General features: G+C 67.0%; 23 protein-coding genes and 1 tRNA gene. 14 read left to right on the top strand and 10 right to left on the bottom strand.

Features of this window, described 5'->3' with window-relative positions; all coding sequences use genetic code 11:
• Positions 1-204 precede the first annotated feature (204 nt).
• From A7V84_RS04795 to A7V84_RS04785, 3 genes are read left to right on the top strand one after another with little or no spacing between them, the layout of a single operon-like run.
• Entirely contained in the window at positions 205-1,206 is a 1,002-nt protein-coding gene (locus A7V84_RS04795) for a YVTN family beta-propeller repeat protein (RefSeq protein ID WP_101605323.1), read from the top strand.
• Positions 1,190-2,005 carry a polysaccharide deacetylase family protein gene (locus tag A7V84_RS04790; RefSeq protein WP_025515113.1) on the top strand — a complete coding sequence of 272 codons (816 nt, stop codon included), beginning with the start codon at positions 1,190-1,192 and terminating at the stop codon, positions 2,003-2,005. The genes A7V84_RS04795 and A7V84_RS04790 overlap by 17 nt, the downstream gene beginning before the upstream one ends.
• Before the next feature lie 6 nt (positions 2,006-2,011).
• On the top strand, positions 2,012-3,031 hold the full coding sequence (locus A7V84_RS04785; protein ID WP_025515114.1) for a sterol desaturase family protein: 1,020 nt from the start codon (positions 2,012-2,014) through the stop codon (positions 3,029-3,031).
• Here A7V84_RS04785 and A7V84_RS04780 read toward each other — a convergent pair.
• Positions 2,988-3,500, bottom strand: a complete 513-nt coding sequence (locus A7V84_RS04780) for an acyl-CoA thioesterase (protein ID WP_025515115.1) — start codon at positions 3,498-3,500, stop codon at positions 2,988-2,990. The two genes, A7V84_RS04785 and A7V84_RS04780, sit on opposite strands and share 44 nt — an antisense overlap.
• A gap of 43 nt (positions 3,501-3,543) precedes the next feature.
• On the bottom strand, positions 3,544-4,944 hold the full coding sequence (locus tag A7V84_RS04775) for a DUF1254 domain-containing protein (RefSeq protein ID WP_033534371.1): 1,401 nt from the start codon (positions 4,942-4,944) through the stop codon (positions 3,544-3,546).
• 282 nt (positions 4,945-5,226) lie between these two features.
• Between A7V84_RS04775 and fdnG the strand changes: the two genes are divergently transcribed.
• The 8 genes from fdnG to selD all read left to right on the top strand — a co-directional run bounded on the left by fdnG (position 5,227) and on the right by selD (position 15,436).
• On the top strand, positions 5,227-8,292 hold the full coding sequence (gene fdnG / locus A7V84_RS04765) for a formate dehydrogenase-N subunit alpha (protein ID WP_147297401.1): 3,066 nt from the start codon (positions 5,227-5,229) through the stop codon (positions 8,290-8,292).
• A 10-nt stretch (positions 8,293-8,302) separates the two neighbouring features.
• The gene (gene fdxH / locus A7V84_RS04760; RefSeq protein WP_025515119.1) at positions 8,303-9,202 is read left to right on the top strand and encodes a formate dehydrogenase subunit beta; all 900 of its coding nucleotides are present in this window, start codon (positions 8,303-8,305) and stop codon (positions 9,200-9,202) included.
• The gene (locus A7V84_RS04755) at positions 9,195-9,842 is read left to right on the top strand and encodes a formate dehydrogenase subunit gamma (protein WP_025515120.1); all 648 of its coding nucleotides are present in this window, start codon (positions 9,195-9,197) and stop codon (positions 9,840-9,842) included. The genes fdxH and A7V84_RS04755 overlap by 8 nt, the downstream gene beginning before the upstream one ends.
• 98 nt (positions 9,843-9,940) lie before the next feature.
• A complete protein-coding gene (gene fdhE, locus A7V84_RS04750; protein ID WP_033534373.1) occupies positions 9,941-10,879 on the top strand; it encodes a formate dehydrogenase accessory protein FdhE in 939 nt (312 codons plus the stop codon).
• Positions 10,876-12,291 (top strand): L-seryl-tRNA(Sec) selenium transferase, encoded by a 1,416-nt coding sequence (gene selA / locus A7V84_RS04745; RefSeq protein WP_025515122.1) that lies wholly within the window; start codon positions 10,876-10,878, stop codon positions 12,289-12,291. The genes fdhE and selA overlap by 4 nt, the downstream gene beginning before the upstream one ends.
• Complete coding sequence (selB, locus tag A7V84_RS04740) at positions 12,288-14,210, top strand: selenocysteine-specific translation elongation factor (RefSeq protein ID WP_063491627.1); 1,923 nt, start codon at positions 12,288-12,290, stop codon at positions 14,208-14,210. The genes selA and selB overlap by 4 nt, the downstream gene beginning before the upstream one ends.
• Before the next feature lie 30 nt (positions 14,211-14,240).
• Positions 14,241-14,336: transfer RNA gene (locus A7V84_RS04735), tRNA-Sec, on the top strand.
• A gap of 44 nt (positions 14,337-14,380) precedes the next feature.
• Positions 14,381-15,436 (top strand): selenide, water dikinase SelD, encoded by a 1,056-nt coding sequence (gene selD, locus A7V84_RS04730; RefSeq protein WP_063491626.1) that lies wholly within the window; start codon positions 14,381-14,383, stop codon positions 15,434-15,436.
• A gap of 9 nt (positions 15,437-15,445) precedes the next feature.
• On the opposite strand, the gene A7V84_RS04725 is transcribed toward selD, so the two are convergent.
• Positions 15,446-16,351 carry a LysR substrate-binding domain-containing protein gene (locus tag A7V84_RS04725; protein WP_025515125.1) on the bottom strand — a complete coding sequence of 302 codons (906 nt, stop codon included), beginning with the start codon at positions 16,349-16,351 and terminating at the stop codon, positions 15,446-15,448.
• A gap of 140 nt (positions 16,352-16,491) precedes the next feature.
• On the opposite strand from A7V84_RS04725, the gene A7V84_RS04720 reads away from it, so the two are divergent.
• Entirely contained in the window at positions 16,492-17,106 is a 615-nt protein-coding gene (locus A7V84_RS04720; RefSeq protein WP_025515126.1) for a 2-hydroxychromene-2-carboxylate isomerase, read from the top strand.
• Positions 17,107-17,173: 67 nt separating this feature from the next.
• Positions 17,174-17,329: a hypothetical protein gene (locus A7V84_RS21415; protein ID WP_162835203.1), complete on the top strand. Its 156-nt coding sequence runs from the start codon at positions 17,174-17,176 to the stop codon at positions 17,327-17,329.
• 2 nt (positions 17,330-17,331) lie between these two features.
• Here A7V84_RS21415 and adhP read toward each other — a convergent pair whose 3' ends face one another.
• The 7 genes from adhP to rpe form a co-directional block, all read right to left on the bottom strand.
• Positions 17,332-18,366: an alcohol dehydrogenase AdhP gene (adhP, locus tag A7V84_RS04715; protein WP_025515127.1), complete on the bottom strand. Its 1,035-nt coding sequence runs from the start codon at positions 18,364-18,366 to the stop codon at positions 17,332-17,334.
• A 148-nt stretch (positions 18,367-18,514) separates the two neighbouring features.
• Complete coding sequence (gene trpC / locus A7V84_RS04710) at positions 18,515-19,303, bottom strand: indole-3-glycerol phosphate synthase TrpC (RefSeq protein ID WP_025515128.1); 789 nt, start codon at positions 19,301-19,303, stop codon at positions 18,515-18,517.
• Complete coding sequence (gene trpD, locus A7V84_RS04705; RefSeq protein ID WP_025515129.1) at positions 19,300-20,331, bottom strand: anthranilate phosphoribosyltransferase; 1,032 nt, start codon at positions 20,329-20,331, stop codon at positions 19,300-19,302. The genes trpC and trpD overlap by 4 nt, the downstream gene beginning before the upstream one ends.
• A 16-nt stretch (positions 20,332-20,347) precedes the next feature.
• Positions 20,348-20,911: an aminodeoxychorismate/anthranilate synthase component II gene (locus A7V84_RS04700; RefSeq protein ID WP_025515130.1), complete on the bottom strand. Its 564-nt coding sequence runs from the start codon at positions 20,909-20,911 to the stop codon at positions 20,348-20,350.
• Between the two features lie 44 nt (positions 20,912-20,955).
• The gene (locus tag A7V84_RS04695) at positions 20,956-22,476 is read right to left on the bottom strand and encodes an anthranilate synthase component I family protein (protein WP_025515131.1); all 1,521 of its coding nucleotides are present in this window, start codon (positions 22,474-22,476) and stop codon (positions 20,956-20,958) included.
• 248 nt (positions 22,477-22,724) lie between these two features.
• Entirely contained in the window at positions 22,725-23,402 is a 678-nt protein-coding gene (locus A7V84_RS04690) for a phosphoglycolate phosphatase (RefSeq protein WP_025515132.1), read from the bottom strand.
• Positions 23,403-23,415: 13 nt separating this feature from the next.
• Positions 23,416-24,141 (bottom strand): ribulose-phosphate 3-epimerase, encoded by a 726-nt coding sequence (gene rpe, locus A7V84_RS04685; protein ID WP_033534375.1) that lies wholly within the window; start codon positions 24,139-24,141, stop codon positions 23,416-23,418.
• A 92-nt stretch (positions 24,142-24,233) separates the two neighbouring features.
• Here rpe and apaG point away from each other — a divergent pair, with 92 nt between their 5' ends.
• Positions 24,234-24,608, top strand: a complete 375-nt coding sequence (apaG, locus tag A7V84_RS04680) for a Co2+/Mg2+ efflux protein ApaG (protein ID WP_025515135.1) — start codon at positions 24,234-24,236, stop codon at positions 24,606-24,608.

Here is a 24,608-nt window from a genome sequence, read left to right as displayed (position 1 = left end):
ATTCTATAAAATGAGCAGAAAACCGCAACAGGTTTTTGCTCCCCGACGGCCGGCCGGGTGCGCGACCCGGGATCCGCCGCTGCCGATACGCCTTGTTGCAGGTCAGCAACAGCCCGGGGCGAGCCGTTTTTCCGCCATAGTCCTATGCCAAAATGCGCAGACGCCGGCGCTCGCCGACGCTTGTCTTTTTGGGTATTTCAGACCTTGAACCCCCTGCCCCTGTTCCGTTACGCGCTGGCGAGCGCGGGGATGGCGCTGAGCCTTGCGGCCGTTGCCGGCCCTGCGCCGATCTTCGTGCTCAATTCGCTCAATGCCAACGTGAGTGTCATCGATCCGGTCAGCTTTACCGAGCTGCGGCGCGTGCCGACCGGCAAAGAGCCGCACCATCTCTATCTGACGCCTGACGGCCAGTCCCTGTTGGTGGCCAATGCGCTGGGCGACTCCATCACCCAGCTGGATCCGCGCACCGGCGAAGTCCAGCGCACGCTGACCGGGATCGTCGATCCCTATCACCTGCGGTTCTCACCCGACATGAAGTGGTTCGTCACGGCCGCCAATCGTCTGGACCATATCGATATCTATGCCTACAAACCGCTGGGCCCGGGCCAGGGCTTCGAACTGACGCTGGCCAGGCGTGTGCCGGCCGGCAAGACGCCCAGCCACATCGCCATCGACAGCCAGAGCACGGTGGCCTATGTCACGCTGCAGGACAGCAACGAGGTGATTGCCATCGACCTGAACACGCAGCAGCCGCTATGGACGCTGCCGGTCGGCAGCACGCCGGCCGATGTGTTCCTCACGCGCGACGACAAGACCATGCTGGTTGCCCTGACCGGCGACAGCTATGTCGAGGCCTATGACCTGACGGCCCAGCCGCCGAAGCTGATCGAGCGCATCAAGACCGGAGCCGGCGCGCACGCGTTCCGCGGCCAGGGCGATGATCGCCACCTCTTCGTGAGCAACCGGGGCGCCAACTCGATCAGCCGCATCGACCTGGACACGCTCAAGGTGACCGACACCTTTGCGGCGCCGGGTGGCCCCGATTGCATGGATATCACCGCCGATGGCAAACAGTTGCTGGTGACCTCGCGCTGGGCCGGCAAGCTGACCTTTATCGATCTGGACACCAAGAAGGTCAGCCAGCAGGTGCGCGTGGGCAAGTCGCCGCATGGCGTCTGGACCCTGGACCATGCGCCGATGCGTTGACCCGCGCGGAGCGCGCCGCGCCTGGCGGGCCGGCGCGCTGCTGTGTCTGGCGCTGGCGCCCGTCCTGTCGCAGGCGGGCGCGACGACCTGTGGCAAGCCGGTCTACCTGACCTTCGATACCGGGCATATGGGTGTGGCCGAGCTGGTGGCCGACGTGCTGGCGCGCCAGGATGTGCGCGCTACGTTTTTCCTGGCCAACGAGAAGACGCTGGACGGGGGCGGCAGCCTGGATGCGCAGTGGGCCCCCTGGTGGCGCACGATGGCCGCGCGCGGCCATGCCTTCGCCTCGCACACCTATGATCATGTTTACTGGCGCGCGGATCTGCCGCAAGGCGGCTTCCGGGTGCGCCCCAGCGCCGGGCCGCAGGCCGGCGTCACCCAGAGCTGGACGGCCGGGCAGTATTGCGAGGCGTTGCGCCAACCTGCGCAGCGCTTTGCCGAGATGACCGGGCAGACGATGCTGCCCTTGTTCCGGGCGCCGGGCGGCAAAACCTCGCCGGCCTTGCTGGCAGCCGCCCGCGCCTGTGGCTTCGCGCATGTGGGCTGGGCGCCGGCGGGCTTTCTGGGCGATGAGCTGCCCAGTGAGCGGTATCCCAACGAGGCCTTGCTGCAGCAGGCGCTGCGCAGCATCCGTGCGGGCGACGTCCTGCTGGCGCATCTGGGCATCTGGTCGCGCCGCGACCCTTGGGCGCCTGCCGTGCTGGAGCCGCTCATCACCGGCCTGAAGGCCAAGGGTTTCTGCTTTGCCACGCTGCAGGAGCACCCGGATTACCAGGCGTGGCTGCTTTCGCATCATTGATTCGCCATGGACACGCTTATCCAGTGGTTTTCCCTCTGTCAGCAATGGCTGTTCGAAACCGCGGTGCAGCCCTTGCTGTTTCACCTCGGCATGGCCAGCCTGATCGAGGATGCCTACGACGCCACCATGTGGCTGCTGGTCGGCCTGATCCAGATCCTCATCCTGGCGCTGGGTTTCGGCGCGCTGGAGCGCTGGCGTCCGGTCGAGCCCGTGCATGATCGCCAGCAGGTGGCGGTCGATGTGCTCTACACCCTGATCCACCGCCTGGGGTTGTTTCGCCTGGTGCTGTTCTTCACGATCGAGCCGCTCTGGGATGCGGCTTTCGGGAAGCTGCACCTGTGGGGCATGAACGGCTGGCAGCTCGATCAGCTGTGGCCCGGCGTGACCGACGGCCCCTGGACCAGCCTGCTGCTTTATCTGCTGGTGTTCGACCTGGTCGATTATCTGTACCACCGTGCCCAGCACCGTTACGCCTGGCTGTGGTCCTTGCATGCCTTGCACCACAGCCAGCGCCAGCTGACCTGCTGGAGCGACAATCGCAACCATCTGCTCGATGACATGCTGCGCGACGTGGTGATCGTGCTGGTGTCGCAATTGATCGGGGTGCCGCCGGGCCAGTTCGTGGCCATCGTGGTCATCATGCAATTGGCAGAAAGCCTGTCGCACGCCAATCTGCGGGTGGGTTTCGGGCGCTGGGGGTCACGCGTGCTGGTCGGTCCGCGGTTTCATCGCCAGCATCATTCGATTGCCTACGACGCCTCGTCGCCGGGCCCGGCGGGCGGCTGCAACTTCGCGCCGCTTTTCCCGCTCTGGGACATGGTGTTCGGCACGGCGCGCTTTGACGGCGACTATGGCCCGACCGGCATCCACGACCAGTTGCCGCAGGCGGGCGCGCGTGACTACGGTCGGGGGTTCTGGGCCCAGCAGTGGCTGGGCTTGAAGCGCCTGGCCGGCCGCGACCGGCAGGCCCCCGCGCCGCAGCTCAGACCTGATCCGGCGGACAGGGATAGTGCGCCTGTTGCTTGATGACGGCGTGCCGGTTTTCCATTTCCTGGCGCAGGGCGCGGCGCAGCTTGGCAGCCTCGAAGCGCTGACGCTCTTCGAGGGTGCGCAGCTCCAGTTGCGGCACGGAGGTCGGCTGGCCCTGCTCGTCGACGGCCACCATGGTGAAGTAGCAGCTGTTGGTGTGGCGCACCAGTTTGTTGCGGATGTCTTCGGTGACGACCTTGATGCCGATTTCCATCGAAGTGCGGCCGGTGTAGTTGACCGAGGCCAGGAAGGTCACCAGCTCGCCGACATGGATGGGTTGGCGGAACATCACCTGATCGACCGACAACGTGACCACATATTGGCCTGCGTAGCGACTGGCACAGGCGTAGGCCACCTGGTCGAGGTATTTGAGAATCGTGCCTCCATGCACATTGCCTGAAAAATTCGCCATGTCGGGCGTCATCAGGATGGTCATTGAAAGCTGGTGGCTGAAGGCATCGTCCATATCGGGTCGCAGAAAGGCAAAAGGGCAATCCTAGCCTACTGAGCTAGGGCTGCGCAGGCGGCTGTGCATCGTCGTCCACGCGCAACACGGCAGGCGGGTTCCAGCGGCCGTAGAGCGCCTCAGGCGCCGGCTGGTACAGGCGCATCAGCAGCGTGGCGGCCTGCGGCCCGAGCGCCAGCCAGTTGGCCCGGTCGGTGTCGGCCACGGCGATGTCCTGCAGATACAGTTCGAGCGAGCCATCGGGGTTGTAGCGCAGCGGATCGCGGTCGCTCAGGCTGGTCTGCCCCAGACGGTGGGTCAGCGGCTGGCCGGCGGCATCGAACACCGCCAGCGACCAGAACCCCTCGCCCGGCGGCAGCGCATCGGCCTCGAAGCGCATTACATAGCGGCCCTGCGGATCGATGGGCTGGCCCATGGCGTCGGCCATCAGCCGGAAGCTCAGCACCTCCTGCGGCAGCTCGGTGCCGGGGCGCTGGCGCGCCATGCGGGCGCGCTTCAGATAGGCGCTGCCATAGGCGCCCATGGCGTCGCGTTCGGCCACCCACCCCAATGGCCCGGCGGTTTCGCCGGGCATATCCAGGTAAGCGGGGGCTTCGCGCTGCGCATGGCGCAGCGCCTGCTGTTGCTGCAGCGTGAGTTTGTCGAAGGCCAGCTGGCGGCCGGGCAGGATGCCCACGCGGCGCAGGCTGGCCAGCATGGGCTGGTCGGCGGCGTGGGGCGGATGCTTGCGCAGCAGTTCGGCGCCGTAGGTGAAGAAGGCCTCGGCCGGCATGGTCGCCAGTTGTCGCCGCAGCGGCGTGCGCACATCCAGTTGCGGATCGGCGCGCAGTTGTACCGACTGGGTGCTGCCCTGGTGCCAGGCCTGCCAGGGAGTGAGCCGCAAGGCCCGTAGCCAGCCGGCTGCATCGGCGCCGCCCGGGGCCAGGCCCTGCAGGCGCACATGGACGGTCGGGGCCTCCAGCCGCTGCATGCCGGCCGGCAGCGCGCCGTTCCAGCCGGGCGGCGTGATGGCGTAGCGCGCCGCGGAGGCGGGGGCGCTGCGCTTGCTCAGCACCGCAAACGCTTCGCTCCAGAGGTCATACAGCGTCACCAGATGCTGGCGGCCTTCGGTGGCGGGCATCTCCAGCACCACGGGGCCGTCCTGCAGGTCCAGCCAACCGCTCACGCGCTGCATGCCGGCATGCGGCCAGGTCTGATCGTCCTGCGGCGTGCCCAGGGCGTTCGGCGCGGCGGCGCCCGGCTGGCCGGTGGCCGCCGCCGCTGCGGCCTGACGGCGCGCCAGGTCCATGCTGACCAGCGGGTAGAGGTAGAAATATGCGTCCAGCGCAGCCTGTTGCAGTGGCGCGGCGGTCGTGGCGTTGACCAGTGCAGTCTGGGCCGGGACGGCCGGGGCGGCGAGGCTGGCGGCCAGGGCCAGCAGGACGAGGGACAGCGGGCGGCGCATGCGGCGCTCCTGAAATTCGGGGTCGGATTATTCCTGCGCTGCAGCGGCGCAGGCCGGTACGGGCTGGCGGCATCCTAGCAGCGCGGAACGGACGCGAAAGCGCCGAATACCCGGCATTCCCTGGCGCATTCGTTTGGGCAGCCACGTCAGATATCGCACACCGCTCTGTCAGATTGCGGGTGTGAGGGGCCCCGCCCTATACTGCGAATAACAGCGACGCCACAGGGGTCTTCGCCGAAGGCTGCCGCAGCGCCGCTTTTCTCACCCAGAAGGGAGTGCGTCATGGTCCACATGAACCGCCGCCAGTTCTTCAAGGTGACAGGAACCACGCTGGCCGGCTCCAGCATGGTGATGCTGGGCGCGGCGCCTGGCACCGCCATGGCCGAGGTGCGCCAGTACAAGCTTGCGCGCATGACCGAAACGCGCAACACCTGTCCCTACTGTTCCGTAGCCTGCGGCATCCTGCTCTACGGCCTTGGAGATGGCGCCAAAAACGCCAAAGCCAGCATCGTTCACATCGAAGGCGACGCCGATCACCCGGTGAACCGGGGCACGCTCTGTCCCAAGGGGGCTGGCCTGATCGACTTCATTCACAGCCCCAATCGTCTCAAGTATCCGGAGTATCGCGCGCCGGGCTCCGATACCTGGCAGCGCATGTCCTGGGACGAGGCGCTCACGCGCATCTCGCGCCTGCTCAAGGAGGATCGCGACGCCAACTTCGTGCAACGCACCGATGACGGCAAGACGGTCAACCGCTGGCTGACCACCGGCATGCTGGCCGCTTCGGCCAGCAGCAACGAGGTCGGCTATATCACGCACAAAGTCGTGCGTAGCATGGGGATGTTGGCGTTCGATAACCAAGCTCGTGTCTGACACGGCCCGACGGTGGCAGGTCTTGCCCCGACGTTTGGCCGTGGCGCGATGACGAACCATTGGGTCGACATCAAGAACGCCGACATCGTGCTCATCATGGGCGGCAACGCAGCCGAGGCCCACCCTTGCGGGTTCAAATGGGTCACCGAAGCGAAAGCCCATAACAAGGCGAAACTGCTGGTCGTGGATCCGCGCTTCACGCGTTCGGCGTCCGTGGCCGACTTCTACGCGCCCATCCGCACCGGCACGGACATCGTGTTCCTGGGCGGTGTGATCCGCTACCTGCTGGAGAACGACAAGATCCAGCACGAGTACGTGCGCAACTACACCGACTTCCCGTTCATCGTGCGCGAGGACTTCTCGTTCGAGGACGGCCTGTACTCGGGCTATGACGCCGAAAAGCGCAGCTACGACAAGGCCTCCTGGGATTACGAGCGCGATGCCGACGGCTATGTGAAGTCCGACCCCACGTTGCAGCACCCGCGCACGGTCTACCAGTTGCTCAAGCACCATTACTCGCGCTATACGCCCGAGTTGGTCGAGCGCGTCTGCGGCACGCCGCAGGACAAGTTCCTGCACGTGTGCGAGGCGCTGGCGTCCACGGCCACCAAGGACCGCGCCGCCACCATTCTGTATGCCTTGGGCTGGACGCAGCACTCCATCGGCTCGCAGATCATCCGCACGGGCGCGATGATGCAGCTGCTGCTGGGCAACATCGGTGTGGCCGGCGGCGGCATGAACGCGCTGCGCGGACACTCGAACATCCAGGGCCTGACCGACCTGGGGCTGATGTCCAATCTGCTGCCGGGTTACATGACCCTGCCGACCGAAGGCGAGCAGGACTTCGACAAATACATCGGCCAGCGCCTGCTCAAGCCCTTGCGGCCCAACCAGCTGAGTTACTGGCAGAACTACAAGAAATTCCACGTCAGCCTGATGAAGGCATGGTGGGGTCCGGCGGCCACGGCCGAAAACAACTGGGCCTACGACTACCTGCCCAAGCTGGACAAGCTCTACGACATGCTGCAGGTCTATGAGCTCATGAACCACGGGCAGATGAACGGCTATATCGCCCAGGGCTTCAACCCGCTGGCGGCCGCTCCCAACAAGGCCAAGCTGACCAGCGCCTTCTCCAAGCTCAAGTTCATGGTCATCATGGACCCGCTGGCCACCGAGACCTCGGAGTTCTGGCGCAACGTCGGCGAGCACAATGACGTCGATCCGACGCAGATCCAGACCGAAGTGTTCCGTCTGCCGACCACCTGTTTCGCCGAGGAAGAAGGCGCGCTGGTGAACTCGGGCCGTTGGCTGCAATGGCACTGGAAGGGCGCCGAACCCCCGGGCGAGGCGCGCAGCGACATCGAGATCATGGCCGATCTCTTCACCCGCATGCGCCAGCTCTATCAGGAGGAAGGCGGGGCCTATCCGGATCCGATCGTCAATCTGTGGTGGCCCTATGTGCATCCGGAGAACCCGACGGCCGCCGAACTGGCCAAGGAGTACAACGGCCGCGCCCTGAGCGATCTGGTCGACCCCAAGGATGGGCGCGTGTTGCGCAAGGCCGGCGAACAGCTGGCCGGCTTCGCCGAACTGCGCGATGACGGCTCCACCTTGAGCGGCTGTTGGATCTTCGCCGGCGCCTGGACCCAGGCGGGCAATCAGATGGCGCGGCGCGACAACAGCGACCCGACCGGCATCGGGCAGACGCTGAACTGGGCCTGGGCCTGGCCGGCCAACCGGCGCGTGCTTTACAACCGCGCGTCCTGTGACCTGCAAGGTCAGCCTTTCAATCCGCGGCGCAGCCTGGTCGCCTGGAACGGCAAGGCCTGGACCGGCGCGGACGTCCCCGACTACAAGGCCGATGAGAATCCGGCCGATGGCATGGGGCCTTTCATCATGAACCCGGAAGGCGTGGCGCGCTTCTTCGCCCGTGCCGGCCTGGCCGAGGGGCCGTTCCCGGAGCACTACGAGCCGTTCGAGAATCCGCTGGGCTACAACCCGCTGCACCCCAAGCAGCCGCTGGCGGTGAGCAATCCGGCCGCGCGCGTGTTCAAGGACGACCTGGCGGCCATGGGCAAGGTCGAGCAGTTTCCCCATGTCGCCACCACCTACCGCCTGACCGAGCACTTCCACTACTGGACCAAGAACGTGCTGCTCAACGCCATCCTGCAGCCAGAGCAGTTCGTCGAGATCGGCGAGGCGCTGGCCAAGGAGTTGGGCATCCCCAACGGTTCACGAGTGAAGGTGTCGTCCAACCGCGGCTACATCAAGGCCGTGGCGCTGGTGACCAAGCGTCTCAAGCCGCTGACCATCGAGGGGCGCACCGTGCACCAGGTCGGCATTCCCATCCACTGGGGCTTTGTCGGGATCGCGAAACCGGGCTTTCTGGCCAATACGCTGACGCCTGTGGTGGGCGATGGCAACAGCCAGACCCCCGAGTTCAAGTCCTTCCTGGTCAAGGTCGAAAAGGCATAGGAGCACAGACATGTCGATGCAATCCCTGGACATCAAACGCCGCTCCGCCACCACCACCCCGCCGCCCGGGGTGCGTGAGCCTTCGACCGGCAGCGTTGCCAAGCTGATCGATGTCTCCAAATGCATAGGCTGTAAAGCCTGTCAGGTGGCCTGCATGGAGTGGAACGATCTGCGCGATGAGGTCGGCGTGAACGTGGGGGTCTATGACAACCCGGCTGATCTTACCGAGCACTCGTGGACCGTCATGCGCTTCTCGGAGTACGAGAACGACAAAGGCGACCTGGAATGGCTGATCCGCAAGGACGGCTGCATGCACTGCGAGGACCCGGGCTGCCTGAAGGCCTGTCCCTCGCCGGGCGCCATCATCCAGTACAACAACGGCATCGTGGACTTCCACGAAGAGCACTGCATCGGTTGCGGCTATTGCATCACCGGCTGCCCGTTCAATGTGCCGCGCATCTCGCAGAAGGATCACAAGGCCTACAAGTGCACCCTGTGCTCGGACCGCGTGGCGGTGGGCCAGGAGCCGGCCTGCGTGAAGATCTGCCCGACCGGCGCCATCGTCTTCGGCACCAAGGAAGACATGAAGCAACATGCCGCCGAGCGGATCGAGGACCTCAAGTCGCGCGGCTTCGAGCAGGCCGGCCTGTATGACCCGGCCGGCGTGGGCGGCACCCACGTCATGTATGTGCTGCATCATGCCGACCAGCCGCAGCTCTACCATGGCCTGCCGGCCGAGCCCAAGATCAGCCCCATGGTGTCGATCTGGAAGGGGGTGGCCAAGCCCCTGGGCGTGGCGGCGATGGCGCTGACCGCGCTGGCAGGTTTCTTCCATTACATCCGTGTCGGTCCCAACGAGACGGACGAGGAAGACGAACGCAAAGCCGAAGAGGAGGCGCGTCATGGCTGACCCCCATCGTCCCAAGCTGATCCAGCGGTATACCGCCGGCGAGCGCAGCAATCACTGGGTGATCGCGATCACCTTCGTCCTGCTGGCCCTGTCGGGGCTGGCGCTGTTCCACCCTGCCTTCTCGTGGCTGTACGCCCTGCTGGGCGGCGGGCCCTGGACGCGTATCCTGCATCCCTTCATCGGGGTGGTGATGTTTCTCTGTTTCGTGGTGTTCGCCGCGCGCATGTGGCGTCACAACCGCATGAGCCAGGCCGATGTCCAATGGCTGCGCCAGTTCGGCGATGTGGTGAACAACCGCGAGGAAAAACTGCCCGAGGTGGGGCGCTACAACGGCGGCCAGAAGCTGTTGTTCTATGTCCTGGTGATCAGCATGGTGGGCCTGATCCTGTCCGGCCTGATCATGTGGCGCGAGTATTTCTCGATGTATTTCCCGGTCGATGTGTTGCGTGCGGCCTCGGTGTTGCACGCAACGTTTGCGCTGATCATGATTTGCGCGATCATAGTGCACATCTATGCGGCGATCTGGGTCAAGGGTTCGTTCCGCGCCATGTTGCGCGGCACCGTCACCTGGGGTTGGGCCTGGAAGCACCATCGGGCCTGGTTCCGGTCTGAAGTCAAACCCTCATCGGAAGGCAAGTAAGGCCGCTTGCGGGCTTGCTTGAAACCCCTTTGCCGGGGTTGCCGCAGGGCTGCGACGCAGGCGCGCCGCAGCCCTGCCCGTTTTTCAGGAGAGAGCTTTTGCAGCGTATCTTGCCGCGCGGGGAAATCGAATCCCTGGACCATACCGCCATCGCGCGTCTGCGTCGGCCCGAGCGGGCGAGCGTATTCGCCGAGCGCGCCCGGCGCCTGCGCGCGCTGGCGCCCGACAACCCGATCGGCGGCTACCTGAGCCTGATGGCCACTCTGGCCCAGGCCCAGCAGGCAGCACTGGATCATTGCGCGTTTGCCGGCCCGGATCGCGCCGGCATCGATCGCGCCCAGGCCCACGGCATGCCACCGTTGCAGGCCATGGGTTGGCCGCGCGACCCCGCCTGGCGCGGGCTGCTCGACGGCCTGTTGCAGGCCGTTGCCGCTGCGGCTGATACGCCCGGGGCGGCGCGCGCGGTGTGCGAGCGGCTGCGGCAGGCGCTGCGCGAGCGCCCGGATGAGGTCGAGGCCTTGGCCGACGCGTTGCTGGCCGATCGCAACGCCGAGGTGGACAGCGCAGCCGCGCCGCTGGTCATGGCAGCCTTGCAGGTCTACTGGACCGACCTGGCATGCCGCTTCGATCTGCAGGACATGCCCGTGGCCAGCCCCTTTGGCGTATGCCCTCTGTGCGGCAGCCTGCCGGTGGCCAGCGTGGTGCGCATGGGGGGGCAGGCCGAAGGCCTGCGCTACCTGAATTGCAGCCTGTGCGCCTGCGAATGGCACCTGGTGCGGGTGGTCTGCAGCCAGTGCGAAAGCACCGAGGGCATCGCCTATCACAGCATCGAGGGCGGTTCACAGGCCATCAAGGCCGAGTCCTGCGACCATTGCCACAGCTACCGTAAGATCTTCTATCAGGAGAAAGACATGGAGGTCGAGGCGGTGGCCGACGATCTGGCCAGCCTCGCGCTGGACATGCTGATGGGTGAGGCCGGGTATGCGCGTGCCAGCGGCAATCCCTTGCTGTGGCAGGGCGAGGAGGCCGCCGAATGAGCGCGGCATCGGCGCGGCCAGGCGATATCCCTGCCCTGGACCGCCTGCTGCAGCAGGCCGAGTATCTGGCGTTGGCGCAGACCTACGGGCACAGCCAGCTGGTGGCGGCCTTGCGTGCGCAGTTGCAGGGCTTGCGCGAGCGGGCTCTGGCAGGCGCGCTGCCCCCCGCGGAGCTGGCCGTGGCCCAGCTGGCCGCGGCTACCGGCGCCCAGCTGGCGCGCCGCAATGCGCCGCGCCTGACGGCGGTCTACAACCTGACCGGCACGGTGCTGCATACCAATCTGGGGCGCGCTCTGCTGCCCGAGGCGGCGATCGCCTCGGTGCTGCGTGCCCTGAGCGCGCCGGCCAACCTTGAATTCGACCTGGACACCGGTGCGCGGGGCGATCGCGACGACCTGATCGAAGACCTGCTGTGCGAGCTGACCGGCGCCGAGGCGGCCACCGTGGTCAACAACAATGCCGCAGCCGTGTTGCTGATGCTCAATGCCCTGGCCGATCGGCGCGAGGTGATTGTCTCGCGCGGCGAGCTGGTCGAGATCGGCGGGGCATTCCGCATCCCCGACATCATGAAGCGCGCCGGCGCGCGCCTGCTTGAAATCGGCACCACCAACCGCACCCACGCGGCCGACTACGAGAACGCCATCGGCCCGCGCACGGCGATGCTGATGAAAGTGCATTGCAGCAACTACGCCATCAGCGGCTTCACCAAGAGCGTGCCGGTGGCCGAGGTGGCTGCGATGGCGCACGCGCATGGTCTGCCGGCCACGGTAGACCTGGGCAGCGGCACGCTGGTGGATCTGGCTCAGTGGGGCTTGCCCAAGGAAGACACCGTGCGCGAGACCCTGCAGGCCGGCGCCGATCTGGTCACCTTCAGCGGCGACAAGCTGCTGGGCGGCCCGCAGGCCGGGCTGCTGGTCGGGCGCGCCGACCTGATCCGCAAGATCAAGAAGAACCCGCTCAAGCGCGCGCTGCGCGTCGGCAAGCTCACGCTGGCCGCTCTGGAGCCGGTGCTGGCGCTGTATCGCGCACCCGAACACCTGCCCGAGCGCCTGACCACCCTGCGCCTGCTCACGCGTGCGCAGGCCGACATGCAGGCGCAGGCCGAGCGCCTGTGCGGCCCGCTGCAGCAGGCGCTGGGCGAGGCCTTCCAGGTCCGGGTGCAGGCCATGTTCAGCCAGATCGGCAGCGGCGCCCTGCCGGTCGACCAGCTGCCCAGCTGCGGCCTGACCGTGCGCCACCAGGGCGCCGGGCGCGCCGGACGCCACTTGCAGGCTCTGCAGGCGCGCCTGCGCGGGCTGCCCAGGCCCGTCATCGGCCGCGTGGCCGATGATGTGCTGTGGCTCGATCTGCGCTGTCTGCAGCCGCAGGAAGAAACCGACTTCGCCGCCCAGCTGGCGGCGCTGCCCGCATGATCGTCGGCACCGCCGGTCACATCGACCATGGCAAGACCACGCTGGTGCGCGCACTCACCGGGGTGGACACCGACCGCCTGAAGGAAGAGAAGGCGCGCGGCATTTCCATCGAGCTGGGCTATGCCTATGTGCCGCTGCCCGATGGCGAGGTGCTGGGTTTCATCGATGTGCCCGGCCACGAGAAACTGGTGCACACCATGGCGGCCGGCGCCAGCGGCATCGATCTGGGCTTGCTGGTGGTGGCGGCCGACGACGGCGTCATGCCGCAAACCCGCGAGCACCTTTTCATCCTGGAGATGTTGGGCGTGCGCGCCGGCGCCGTGGTCCTGAGCAAGGCCGACCGCGTCGACGCCGAGCGTCTGCAGGTCGTGCGCGAGCAGGTGGCCCGGCTGGCACGCGACACTTTCCTGGATGGCGCGCCCTGCTTCGCGGTGGCAGCGGCCCGTGAGGGCGATGCGGGCGTGGACGCGCTCAGGGGCTGGCTGCAGGCGCAGGCCCTGGCCCGGCCGCCGCGCACCGCGCAGGGGCTGTTTCGCCTGGCGGTAGACCGGGCGTTCACCCTGCCCGGGCATGGCACGGTCGTCACCGGCACGGTACATGGCGGCTGCCTGCGGCTGGATGACGAAACGATCGATCTGCGGCTGATGCCGGCGGGGCTGCCTGTGCGGGTGCGCGGCATCCATGCGCAAAACCGCGCCAGCGCCAGCGGCGCTGCCGGCCAGCGCTGCGCGCTCAACCTGCCTGGTCTGGCGCGTCAGGACGTGGCGCGCGGCGATTGGGTGGCCGATGCGCGCAGCTTTGTGCCGAGCCGTCATGTCGATGTCCAGTTGCGCTGGCAGGGCGAGGCGGCCCTGCGTGGCTGGACGCCCATCCATGTCCATCTGGGCGCGGCGCATCAGCTGGCGCATGCACTCCCGCTGGAGGGCGCCGAGCTTGCGCCCGGCGCGCAGGGGCTGGTGCAGCTGGTATTTCCGCAGCCGGTCTGCGCCATGCCGGGCGATCGCGTCATCCTGCGCAATGCGCAGGCCAGCGCCACCGTGGGCGGGGCGCAGGTGCTCGACCCGAATGCGCCGGATCGCAAGCGGCGTCAGCCGCAGCGGCTGGCCTGGCTGCAGGCATTGGCGGTCTTTCTCGATGGGGGCGACTGGCTGGCGTTGCTGGCGCAGGCCCCGCTGGGCCTGACGCGCGAGCAGGTGCTGCGCCTGGGCGGGGTGCCGCCCGATTGCGCGCCGCCGGGCGCGAGCTGGCAGGCGGGAGGCAGAGTGCTGATCACGCAGCGGCATTGGCAGGCTCTGCAGACGACGCTGCAGGAGGCGCTGGCACGGTTTCATCGCCAGTTCCCCGATGAGCCCGGCGCAGATGCTGCGCGGCTGCGCCGCATGGCCTGCCCGCAGGCTGGCGAGACCTTGTGGCAGGCGGTGCTGCAGGCGGCTGCGGCACAGGAACAGGTGCAACGCCAGGGGGTCTGGTGGCGCTTGCCCGGGCAGGGCGCCGTGCTTGGCGAGGCGGAACAGGCGCTGGCGGACAAGGCGCTAGCGCTGTTGCTGGCCGGCGGCTTCGACCCGCCCTGGGTGCGTGATCTGGGACGCGCTCTGTCCGTGCCCGAGGGCGAGATGCGGCAGCTGCTGCGCAAGCTGTTGCGGCGCGGCGAACTGGCCCAGGTGGTGCCCGATCTCTTCTATCCACGCGCCACCGTGGCGACGCTGGCCGCGCTGGTGACCGGGTTGTGCAGGCAGCACGGCAGCGTGCAGGCGGGCGTGTTTCGCGACCGCACCGGGCTGGGCCGCAAGCGCGCCATCCAGGTGCTTGAGTTCTTCGACCGCAGCGGTCACACGCGGCGGCTGCGCGACAGCCATGTCCTGCGCCCCGACAGCGCCTGGCTCCTGGCTGCACAGGATCTGGACGAATCGTTATCATAGGCAGTCGTTCGCGGCCCGGGGCCGCACCAGGGAAGGCATGCGTGCCCGGTGGCACGGCTGGGCTTCAAACCCAGTTGGGGACGTCAGACGTTCCCAGGTAGGTTCGACTCCTGCTGCCTTCCGCCATTGCCGGCCGCGCCCGCGTCCGTTCCCCTTCAAGGAGTAGCTGCATGACCCAGTCCGCCCATGGTGTTCCACGCCTGACTTCGCTCTCGCATGGCGGCGGCTGCGGCTGCAAGATCGCCCCGGGCGTGCTGTCGGATCTGCTGTCGCGCTTTGCGCCTCAGCTGCGTGACCCCAATCTGCTGGTCGGCACCGAGACCGCCGATGATGCGGCCGTCTATCGCCTGAACGACCAGCAGGCCCTGATCGCCACCACCGATTTCTTCATGCCCATCGTCGACGACCCCTTCGACTTCGGGCGTATTGCCGCGACCAATGCGCTGTCCGATGTCTATGCCATGGGTGGCAAGCCCATCATGGCGTTGGCGATCGTGGGCATGCCCATCAATGTGTTGCCGCCCGAGGTGATCGCCGAGATCCTGCGCGGCGGCCAGTCGGTCTGCGAAGAGGCCGGCATCCTGATTGCGGGCGGACACAGCATCGACTCGGTCGAGCCCATCTACGGCCTGGCCGCGATGGGCCTGGTTCATCCCGACCACGTCAAGCGCAACGCCGCCGCGCAGGCGGGCGATGTCCTTATCCTGGGCAAACCGCTCGGAGTGGGGATTCTCTCGGCAGCCCTGAAAAAAGGCCGCCTGGATGCCGACGGCTACGCGGCCATGTTGGCGGCTACCACCCTGCTCAACCGTCCAGGCACCGAGCTGGCCACCCTGCCCGGTGTGCACGCCATGACCGATGTGACCGGTTTCGGCCTGCTGGGCCATGCGCTGGAGATGGCGCGCGGCGCCGGCCTGACGGCGCAGCTGCGCCTGGCCGAACTGCCCTGGCTGGCCGGGGTGCGTGAGCTGGCCGCCGATGGCGTGGTGACCGGAGCCTCGGGCCGCAATTGGGCTTCTTACGGGGCGGGCGTGGATCTGGCGCCCGGCCTGAGCGAGGCGGATCGCCATCTGCTGACCGACCCGCAGACTTCCGGCGGGCTCCTGGTGGCCTGCGCGCCGCAGGCGGCCGCACAGGTGCTGGATATCTTTGCCGCCGGGGGCTTCGGCCAGGCCGCCGTCATCGGCGAAATGCGCCCGGGCGACGGGCGCGTGTCGGTGGCCTGAGCCCAGGCCTCAAGCCTGGCCGGCTTCCGCCTGCTCGAGCAGCCATTGCGCCACGATCTCGGTGTCGGGTGAACGGTCGCGCGGATGGCGCACCAGCCAGTACGACAGGGGCGTCTGTTCGGGCGCGGCTGCGCCCAGCGCGCGCAGCCGGCCGTCGGCCAGCATGGGCGCCACCAGGGCCAGGCGGCCCAGCGCCACTCCCTGGCCGGCCAGCGCGGCCTGCACCACCTGGTCATACTGATTGAAACGCAGCATTCCGCGCGGACGCAGCGCCTGCATGCCGTGGGAACCCAGCCACTCATCCCATTGCAGCCAGGGGCGCGAGGGATCATCGAATTCCAGCAGGACCTGTCGCGGCAGGTTGGCGGCGTCCAGGGGCGCAGCGGCAAGGCTCGGGTGCGCCACCGGGACGACGGCTTCACCGAACAGCCACTGCGCCGGTTCGCCGGCGGGCCGGCCACGGCAGTAGCGAATCGCGATGTCCACCCCGTCCTGGCCCAGGGGCAGCACCCGGTTGTCGGCGGCCACGCGCACGTCGATGCCGGGGTGCGCCTGCTGAAAGGCGCCCAGACGCGGCAGCAACCACAGCGCCGCCACCCCGATGGTGGTCGACACCGTCACAGGCTGGCGTCGGCCGGGATGTCGCCAGCGTTCACCCAGCTCGCCCAGCTGGGTCAGCCAGGGATCGGCCAGGCGGAACAGTTGCGCGCCTTCGGGCGTGAGGGCAATGCTGCGAAAGCCGCGGGTGAACAAGGCCACGCCCAGATGGGTTTCCAGTGCCCGGATCTGCCGGCTGACGGCGGACTGGGTCAGATGCAGATCGTGGGCGGCGTGCGTGATGCTCATGCGTCGGGCCACTGCCACGAAGCCGCGTATCAGGTCGAGCGGCGGCAGTTTAGCGAGCGGGATTGGCATGCGTATGGCTCATGTCATCAGGGCGTGGAAATTGCTTGAGCAATCTTAGCCTGCAGCGTCCAATAGGATGGATCAGAATGCTTCGCGGCCCGCCTTGCCCTTTCCCGGGGCAGGCGGATCGCATCAGCCGGAGCCATGCCATGACACCTGACCCCGCACCTTCGGTGCAGATGTGGTTCGATTTCGCCAGCCCTTACAGCTACCTGGCCATTGCCCGCGTCGGGCCCCTGGCGCGGCAGGCGGGCGTCACGCTGGTGCTGCGCCCCTTTCTGCTGGGCCCCATCTTCCAGACCCAGGGTTGGCAGGACAGCCCGTTCCGACTGTTCCCGGGAAAGGGGGCCTACATGATGCGCGACGTGGCGCGGCTGGCCGACAAATATGGCTTGCCCTATCGCCGTCCCTCCATCTTTCCACGCATGAGCGTACTGGCGGCCCGGCTGGCCCTATTGGGCCAGGACGAGACCTGGGGCCTGGACTTCTGCCGCGCGGTGTTCGCCGCCAATTTTGCTGCCGACCAGGACATCCAGGCCGAGGATGTCATGCACACCCTGCTGACCGACCTGGGCCTGGATGCCGATGACTGGCTCGCGCGCGCCCGCAGCGACGCCTGCAAGGAAGCCTTGCGACGCCAGGTGGATCAGGCGCGTCAGCTGGGCATCTTTGGTGCGCCGACCTTCATGGTTCAGGGCGAGATGTTCTGGGGCAACGACCGTCTGGAAGACGCCCTGCAGTGGGCGCGCGAACGCGTTCACTGACAGGTTTTGTGCCTGCCGGGGCGGGGCCCCGGCAGGTTTTTTTTGGTCTTGCGAAGACAGACCCGCAATGAAAAACAGCACGCAACGCGGTGCGCCCATGCCGGGCAGCCGCTCCCAGCTTCAATTCCGCGGCGCACGCCTGCGGCGCGTAACCTTCCACTGGCGCCACCGTCAGGGCGACACGCCCGCCGCGGCGACGGACGAGCCGCGCGGCAAGGGTTGAGCCTAGCTGGCCAGATCCAGCACCATGCGTCCCTCGATCCGACCCTGGCGCATGTCGTCGAACACCTGATTGATGTCGTCCAGCCGCGCCATGCCGATGGTGGCGGCCACCAGGCCGTCAGCGGCGAAATCGAGCGATTCCTGCAGGTCCAGGCGGCTGCCGACGATGGAGCCGCGTACCGTCAGGCCGTTGAGCACGGTGCTGAAGATGGGCAACGGAAAGTCGCCCGGCGGCAGGCCGTTGAGCGAGATCGTGCCACCGCGCGCGCACATGCCCATGGCCTGCTCGAAGGCCTTGGGCGAGACGGCCGTCACCAGCACGCCCTGTACGCCGCCGCTGGTCAGCTTCTTGACCTTGGCGGCCGGGTCGGGCTGCGTCCTGGCGTTGACGACGATCTCCGCGCCCAGCCGCTTGGCCAGTTCCAGCTTGGCGTCATCGACGTCCACGGCCACCACGTGCAGGCCCATGGCGCGCGCATACTGCACCGCCATATGGCCCAGCCCGCCGATGCCGGAGATCGCGACCCAGTCGCCCGGCCTGGTGTCGGTGACCTTCAGGCCCTTGTAGACGGTCACGCCGGCGCACAGTACCGGCGCGATCTCGGCGAAGCCGATATTGGCCGGCAGGTGCCCGACATAGTTGGGATCGGCCACGACGTATTCGGCGAAAGCGCCGTTGACCGAGTAGCCGGAATTCTGTTGCGACTCGCACAGGGTTTCCCAGCCGCCCAGGCAGTGGCGGCAGTAGCCGCAGGCCGAGTAAAGCCAGGGCACGCCGACCCGGTCGCCCTCCTTGATGTGCTTGACCCCGGCACCCACGGCCGAGACGAAACCCACGCCTTCATGGCCGGGAATGAAAGGGGGGTTGGGTTTGACCGGCCAGTCGCCTTCGGCGGCATGCAGGTCGGTGTGGCAGACGCCGCAGGCCTGCACGGCGACCTGGATCTGGCCCGGCCCGGGCTGGGGAATGGGCGCGTCTTCGATCACGAGGGGTTTGCCAAACTCGCGGACGACAGCGGCTTTCATCGTGGTTGCCATGCGATGACCTCCTGAGTAGGCCCGCGCGAAGAAGGGAAATACGCATAGCGCGGGATCTGACAAATTAACCCAGGAAGCTGTCGCAGCGCTTGCGCTCAGACAAAATAAAGGCCCTCCGGAGAGGGCCTTGATCGCAAGCGCCGGCGGGTCAACCCATCAGGCGCGCGAGCTCGACGCCGGGGTCTGGGGCGCGCATGAACGCCTCGCCGACCAGAAAGCCCTGCACGCCGTTGTCGCGCATGCGCTTGACGTCCTCGGGCGCGACGATGCCGCTCTCGGTGATCACCCGTTTGCCGGCCGGGATGCGCGGCAGCAGGCGCAGCGTGGTCTCCAGGCTGGTTTCGAAGGTGCGCAGGTTGCGGTTGTTGATTCCCAGCAGCGGCGTCTTGAGCGCCAGGGCCGTGTCCAGCTCGGCCTCATCGTGGACCTCGACCAGCACGTCCATGCCCAGGCCCATGGCCAGGGCTTCGAGATCGCGCAGCTGGGCCGGCGCCAGCGCGGCCACGATCAGCAGCACGCAGTCGGCACCCATGGCGCGCGCCGAGATGATCTGATAAGGATCGATGATGAAGTCCTTGCGCAGCACGGGCAGCGCGCAGGCCGCGCGCGCGCGGCGCAGGTTGTCATGCGAGCCCTGGAAGAACTGCACGTCGGTCAGCACCGACAGGCAGGCCGCGCCATTGACTGCATAGGACGAGGCAATTTCGGAGGCGTCGAAGTTTTCGCGCAGCACGCCCTTGGAGGGCGAGGCCTTCTTGATTTCGGCGATGATGCCGGGCTTGCCCTGCGAGATCTTGTCTTCGATGGCCTGGGCGAAGCCACGCACGTCCTGGCGGGCCTGGGCTTCGCGCAGCAGCTCGGCTTCGCTGCGCAACTGACGGGCGGTGGCGACCTCCTCGGCCTTGATGGCGAGGATCTTCGCGAGAATATCGTTCATGTCGAAAATTTCCGGGTATAGGCGCAGAATTCTTCCAGCTTGGCGCGTGCCGAGCCGTTAGCAATGGTTTCGAACGCCAGCGCCAGCGCGGCCTCGATGCTTGCGGCCTTGTTGCCGGCATAGATGGCCAGGCCCGCGTTCAGGGCGACGATATCACGGGCGGTGCCCTCGACATTCTCCAATGCCTCGATTACCAGCTCGCGTGACTGCTCGCGATTGGACACCTTGATGGTCCGGTTGGACATCATGGATAGCCCGAAGTCCTCGGGATGGATCTCGTACTCGCGCACTTCGCCGTCCTTGAGCTCGCCCACCAGCGTGGAGGCGCCCAGCGAGGCCTCGTCCATGCCGTCCTTGCCGTGCACCACCAGCACGTGGCGCGAGCCCAGGCGCTGCAGCACGCGCACCTGGATGCCCACCAGGTCGGGGTGGAACACGCCCATCAACTGGTTGGCCGCATTGGCCGGGTTGGTCAGCGGCCCCAGGATGTTGAAGATGGTGCGCACGCCCAGCTCCTTGCGCACCGGCATGACGTTTTTCATGGCGCCGTGATGGGCCGGCGCGAACATGAAGCCGATGCCGGTGGCCTGGATGCATTCGGCCACCTGCTCGGGCGAGAGCACGAGGTTGGCGCCCAGCGCCTCCAGGACATCGGCGCTGCCGCTGGACGAGGAGGCGCTGCGGTTGCCGTGCTTGGCAATCGGCACGCCGGCAGCGGCGGCCACGAACATGGCGGTGGTGGATATGTTGAAGGTGTGGCTGCCGTCGCCGCCGGTGCCGCACATGTCGAGCAACTCATCGGGGTTGGGCGTGACCACCGGCGTGGCGAACTCGCGCATCACTTCGGCCGCCGCGGTGATCTCGCCCACCGTCTCTTTTTTGACGCGCAGCCCCATGAGCAAGGCACTGGAGATCTGCGGCGACATTTCGCCACGCATCAGCATGCGCATCAGATGCAGCATTTCGTCGTGGAATATTTCCCGGTGCTCGATGCAGCGGGTCAGCGCTTCGGTGGGGGTAATCGTCATGGTGGTTGCCTTGTTCTTAGAGGGTCAGGAAGTTGCGCAGCAGGGCATGGCCATGCTCGCTCAGCACCGATTCCGGGTGGAACTGTACGCCATACAGCGGCAGGGTTTTGTGACGCACGCCCATGATGTCGCCGTCCTGCGCGGTGGCGGTGACCTCCAGCTCCTCGGGCAGGGTGGCCGGGTCGATGGTCAGGGAGTTGTAGCGGATCACGGTATACGGGGACGGCAGATCGCGGAAGATATCGGTGCCGCGATGGCTGAGGGTGACGGTCTTGCCGTGCATGATCTGCTGGGCCCGCACGATGCGCCCGCCATAGGCCGCGCCGATGGCCTGGTGGCCCAGGCACACGCCCAGGATGGGCAGCTTGCCGGCGAATTCGCGGATCAGCGGCACCGAGATGCCGGCCTCGGCCGGCGAGCAGGGGCCGGGCGAGACGCAGATGCGATCCGGCGCCAGGGCGGCGATCTCTTCCAGCGTGATCTGGTCGTTGCGCGCCACGCGCACGTCTTCGCCGAGCTCGCCGAAGTATTGCACCAGGTTGTAGGTGAAGGAATCGTAGTTGTCGATCATCAGCAGCATGGGAGTGCAACCTTGAAAAATGAGGGGGCGGTTCGGGTCGGGGCTCAGATGGGCTCGTCCAGGCCGTGCTGGACCTGCTCGGCGGCGCGCAGCACCGCGCGCGCCTTGGCTTCGGTTTCGGCCCATTCCAGCTCGGGGCTGGAGTCGGCCACCACGCCGGCGGCCGCCTGCACGTAGAGCGTGCCATTCTTGATGACGCCGGTGCGGATGGCGATGGCCACGTCCATTTCGCCGCCATAGCTCAGGTAACCGGCCGCGCCGCCATAGATGCCGCGGCGCACCGGCTCGAGTTCATCGATGATTTCCATGGCGCGCACCTTGGGCGCGCCGGTCAGGGTGCCGGCGGGGAAGGCGGCGCGCAGCACATCCATGCTGCTCATGCCGGGGTTGAGGTTGCCGGTCACGTTGGACACCAGGTGCATGACATGCGAGTAGCGCTCGATGGCCATGGTGTCGCTCACGCGCACCGAGCCGGTCTCGGCCACGCGGCCCACGTCGTTGCGGGCCAGGTCGATCAGCATGACGTGTTCGGCCACTTCCTTGGGGTCGGCGCGCAGTTCGGCGGCCAGGGCCTGATCCTGCTCGGGCGTGGCGCCGCGCTTGCGGGTGCCGGCCAGCGGTCGGATGGTGATCTGCGATTTGGCCTGGCCATCTTCCTGGATCTGCTCCTGACGCACCAGAATCTCGGGCGAGGCGCCCACGACCTGGAAGTCGCCGAAGTTCCAGAAGTACATGTAGGGCGAGGGATTGAGCGAGCGCAGTGCGCGGTACAGCGACAGCGGCGCATCGCGGAACGGCTTGGCGATCACCTGGCCGACCTGCACCTGCATCAGGTCGCCGGCGGCGATGTACTCCTTGGCGCGGCGTACGGCCGCCAGATAGTCTTCCTTGGCGAAGTCGCGTCGCTCCTCGGTCTGCAGGCTGGGATGGCTGTAGGGGATGTCGACCGGCTTGCGCAGGCGCGTGCGCAGCGCCAGCAGGCGTTCCTGGGCGCGGGTGTACGCCTCGGGCTCGGCCGGGTCGGCGTAGACCATCAGATAGGTGCGTCCGGCCAGGTTGTCCACGATGACCAGCTCATCGACGTGCAGCAGCATGATGTCGGGCGTGCCTTCTTCCATGCCGGTGGGGAACGGTTTGGTGGCCGGGCCCAGGCGCGGTTCGATGTGGCGCACGGTGTCGTAGCCGAAGTAGCCAGCCAGCCCGCCGCAGAAACGCGGCATGCCGGGGCGCAGGGCCACCCGGAAGCGGGCCTGGTATTGCTCGATGAAACTCAGCGGGTCGCCTTCGTGGGTCTCGACCACCACGCCGTCGCGCAGCACTTCGGTGAGGGTGCCGCTGGCGCGGATCACGGTGCGCGCCGGCAGGCCGATGAAGGAGTAGCGGCCGAAGCGTTCGCCACCCACCACCGACTCCATCAGGCAGCTCATGCGGCCGTTCTGCGGGCCGCTGTGGGCCAGCTTCAGGTAGATCGCCAGCGGCGTGTCCAGGTCGGCGTAGGTCTCGGCCACCAGCGGGATGCGGTTGTAACCTTGGGCGGCGAGGGCTTTGAATTCAAGTTCGGTCATGTCGGGTCTCGGGATCAGGGTTGCCGAAGGACCAGACACACAAACAAAAAAGCCCGGTCCTTTGAAGGTTCCGGGCTTTGGCTGCTGGCTCTAGCGCGGCGCGGTGCACGCGTCTAGGGCCGGGAAGGATTTATCGCCACCCGGAAGACAAACGCCACCAACGCCACGAGGCGTTGCGCATTTGGGTCAGGGAGATGGCGATCATGAAAGCAGCGTTCTTTGGGTGGTCGGATACGAGGTATCGGGTATCAGGCTTGCCGGCCGATCCAGTCGGCGGCCTCGACAAGTGAATCCACTATACCATCGACTTCGAGCGAACGCACGTCCATCCCTTCGTTGTAGCCATAAGGCACGGCCAGCACCGCCGTGCCCGCCCGCCGGCCGGCCACCGTGTCGTTGACCGAGTCGCCGATCATGACGGCTTGCGCCGGGTCGATGCCCATTTGTTCGCAGGCATGCAGCACCTGGTCGGGGTCGGGCTTGCGGCGTGCGCAGGTGTCGCCGCAGACCACCAGTTCGAAGAAGCCCGCCAGGCCGGTGCGCTGCAGCAGCGGCAGGGTGAACTCGGTCGGCTTGTTGGTGACGACGGCCAGGCGCAGGCCTGTCTCGCGCATGCGCTTGAGGCCATCGATCACGCCGTCATAGACCCGGGCGCGGTCGCCGTTGACCAGGTGATAGTGGCGATGAAACGAGGCCCGGCCACGCGCGAACACCGCTTCGTCCAGGGTGTCGGCATCGAGGTTGGCGGCAAGCGTGCGGCGCACCAGGTTGTCGACCCCTTTGCCCACGAAGGTGGCCAGCACGTCTTCGCGCAGGGGCGGCATGCCCAGCTCGACACGCATGGCGTTGGCGGCCATGGCCAGATCGGGAATGGAGTCCAGCAGCGTGCCGTCCAGGTCCAGCAGCGCGGCGCGGTATGACGTCATGGGCGGTCTCCGTTCAGGCCTGCAGCGATTCGCCTTTGGCGATTTCGCTGCGCAGGGCTTCGATGACCTGCTTGTAGTCGGGCTGGCCGAAGATAGCCGAGCCGGCCACGAAGGTGTCGGCGCCGGCGCGGCGGATTTCGGCGATGTTGTCGGGCTTCACGCCGCCGTCGACTTCCAGCAGGATGGGCTGGCCGCCGCTGGCCGTCCAGGCGTCGATGCGCGCACGCGCCTGACGCAGCTTGGTCAGCGTGGCGGGCAGGAAGGACTGGCCGCCAAAGCCGGGGTTGACCGACATCAGCAGCACCAGGTCCAGCTTGTCCATCACGTAATCCATGTGGCTGAGCGATTCGGCCGGGTTGAACACCAGGCCGGCCTTGCAGCCGTGGTCGCGGATCAGCGACAGCGTGCGGTCCACGTGGCGGCTGGCGTCGGGGTGGAACGTGATGATGTCGGCGCCGGCCTTGGCGAACATGGGGATCAGTTCGTCGACCGGCTCGACCATGAGATGCACGTCGATGGGCACGCTCACGTGGGGCCGGATGGCGGCACAGACCATGGGGCCGATGGTCAGGTTGGGGACGTAATGGTTGTCCATGACGTCGAAGTGGATCCAGTCGGCGCCGGCGTCGACGACGTTGCGCACTTCTTCGCCCAGGCGGGCGAAGTCGGCGGATAGAATGCTGGGAGCGATGCGGCAGCGGGCCTGGGAGGACATGATGTTGGGGATTTCCGGGGGCATAATGTGCAATTATTGTAGTTTGGCGTGCAGAACTGTGTGACGGCTGCCGGCCGCGCCCGCCAATCTTGAATGTCCAATTCCGGGAAAGGCCTGTGAAACCTTACGATCTGACCGTATCCGTGACCCCGCGTTTTGTGCCGGAGCAGTCCGATCCCAGTCAGCAGCAATATGTCTTCGCCTACACGGTGCGCATCACCAACACGGGTGCGCAGCCGGCCCAGGTCATCAGCCGCCACTGGATCATCAGCGACGGCAACCAGCAGGTGCAGGAAGTGCGCGGCCTGGGTGTGGTCGGTCAGCAGCCCCTGCTGGCGCCGGGCGAAACCTTCGAATACACCAGCGGCTGTCCCCTGCCGACCCCGGTAGGCACGATGCGCGGTACCTACCATTGTGTCGGCGAGAACGGCATCCCCTTCGAGGTGCCGATCGCCGAGTTCGTGCTGGCCATGCCGCGCACGCTGCACTGA

It is taken from the genome of Bordetella trematum, assembly GCF_900078335.1.
Lineage (GTDB): Bacteria > Pseudomonadota > Gammaproteobacteria > Burkholderiales > Burkholderiaceae_B > Bordetella > Bordetella trematum.
Note: the sequence above shows the minus strand (reverse complement) of the source record. Positions and strands in the feature narration are given on the sequence as shown.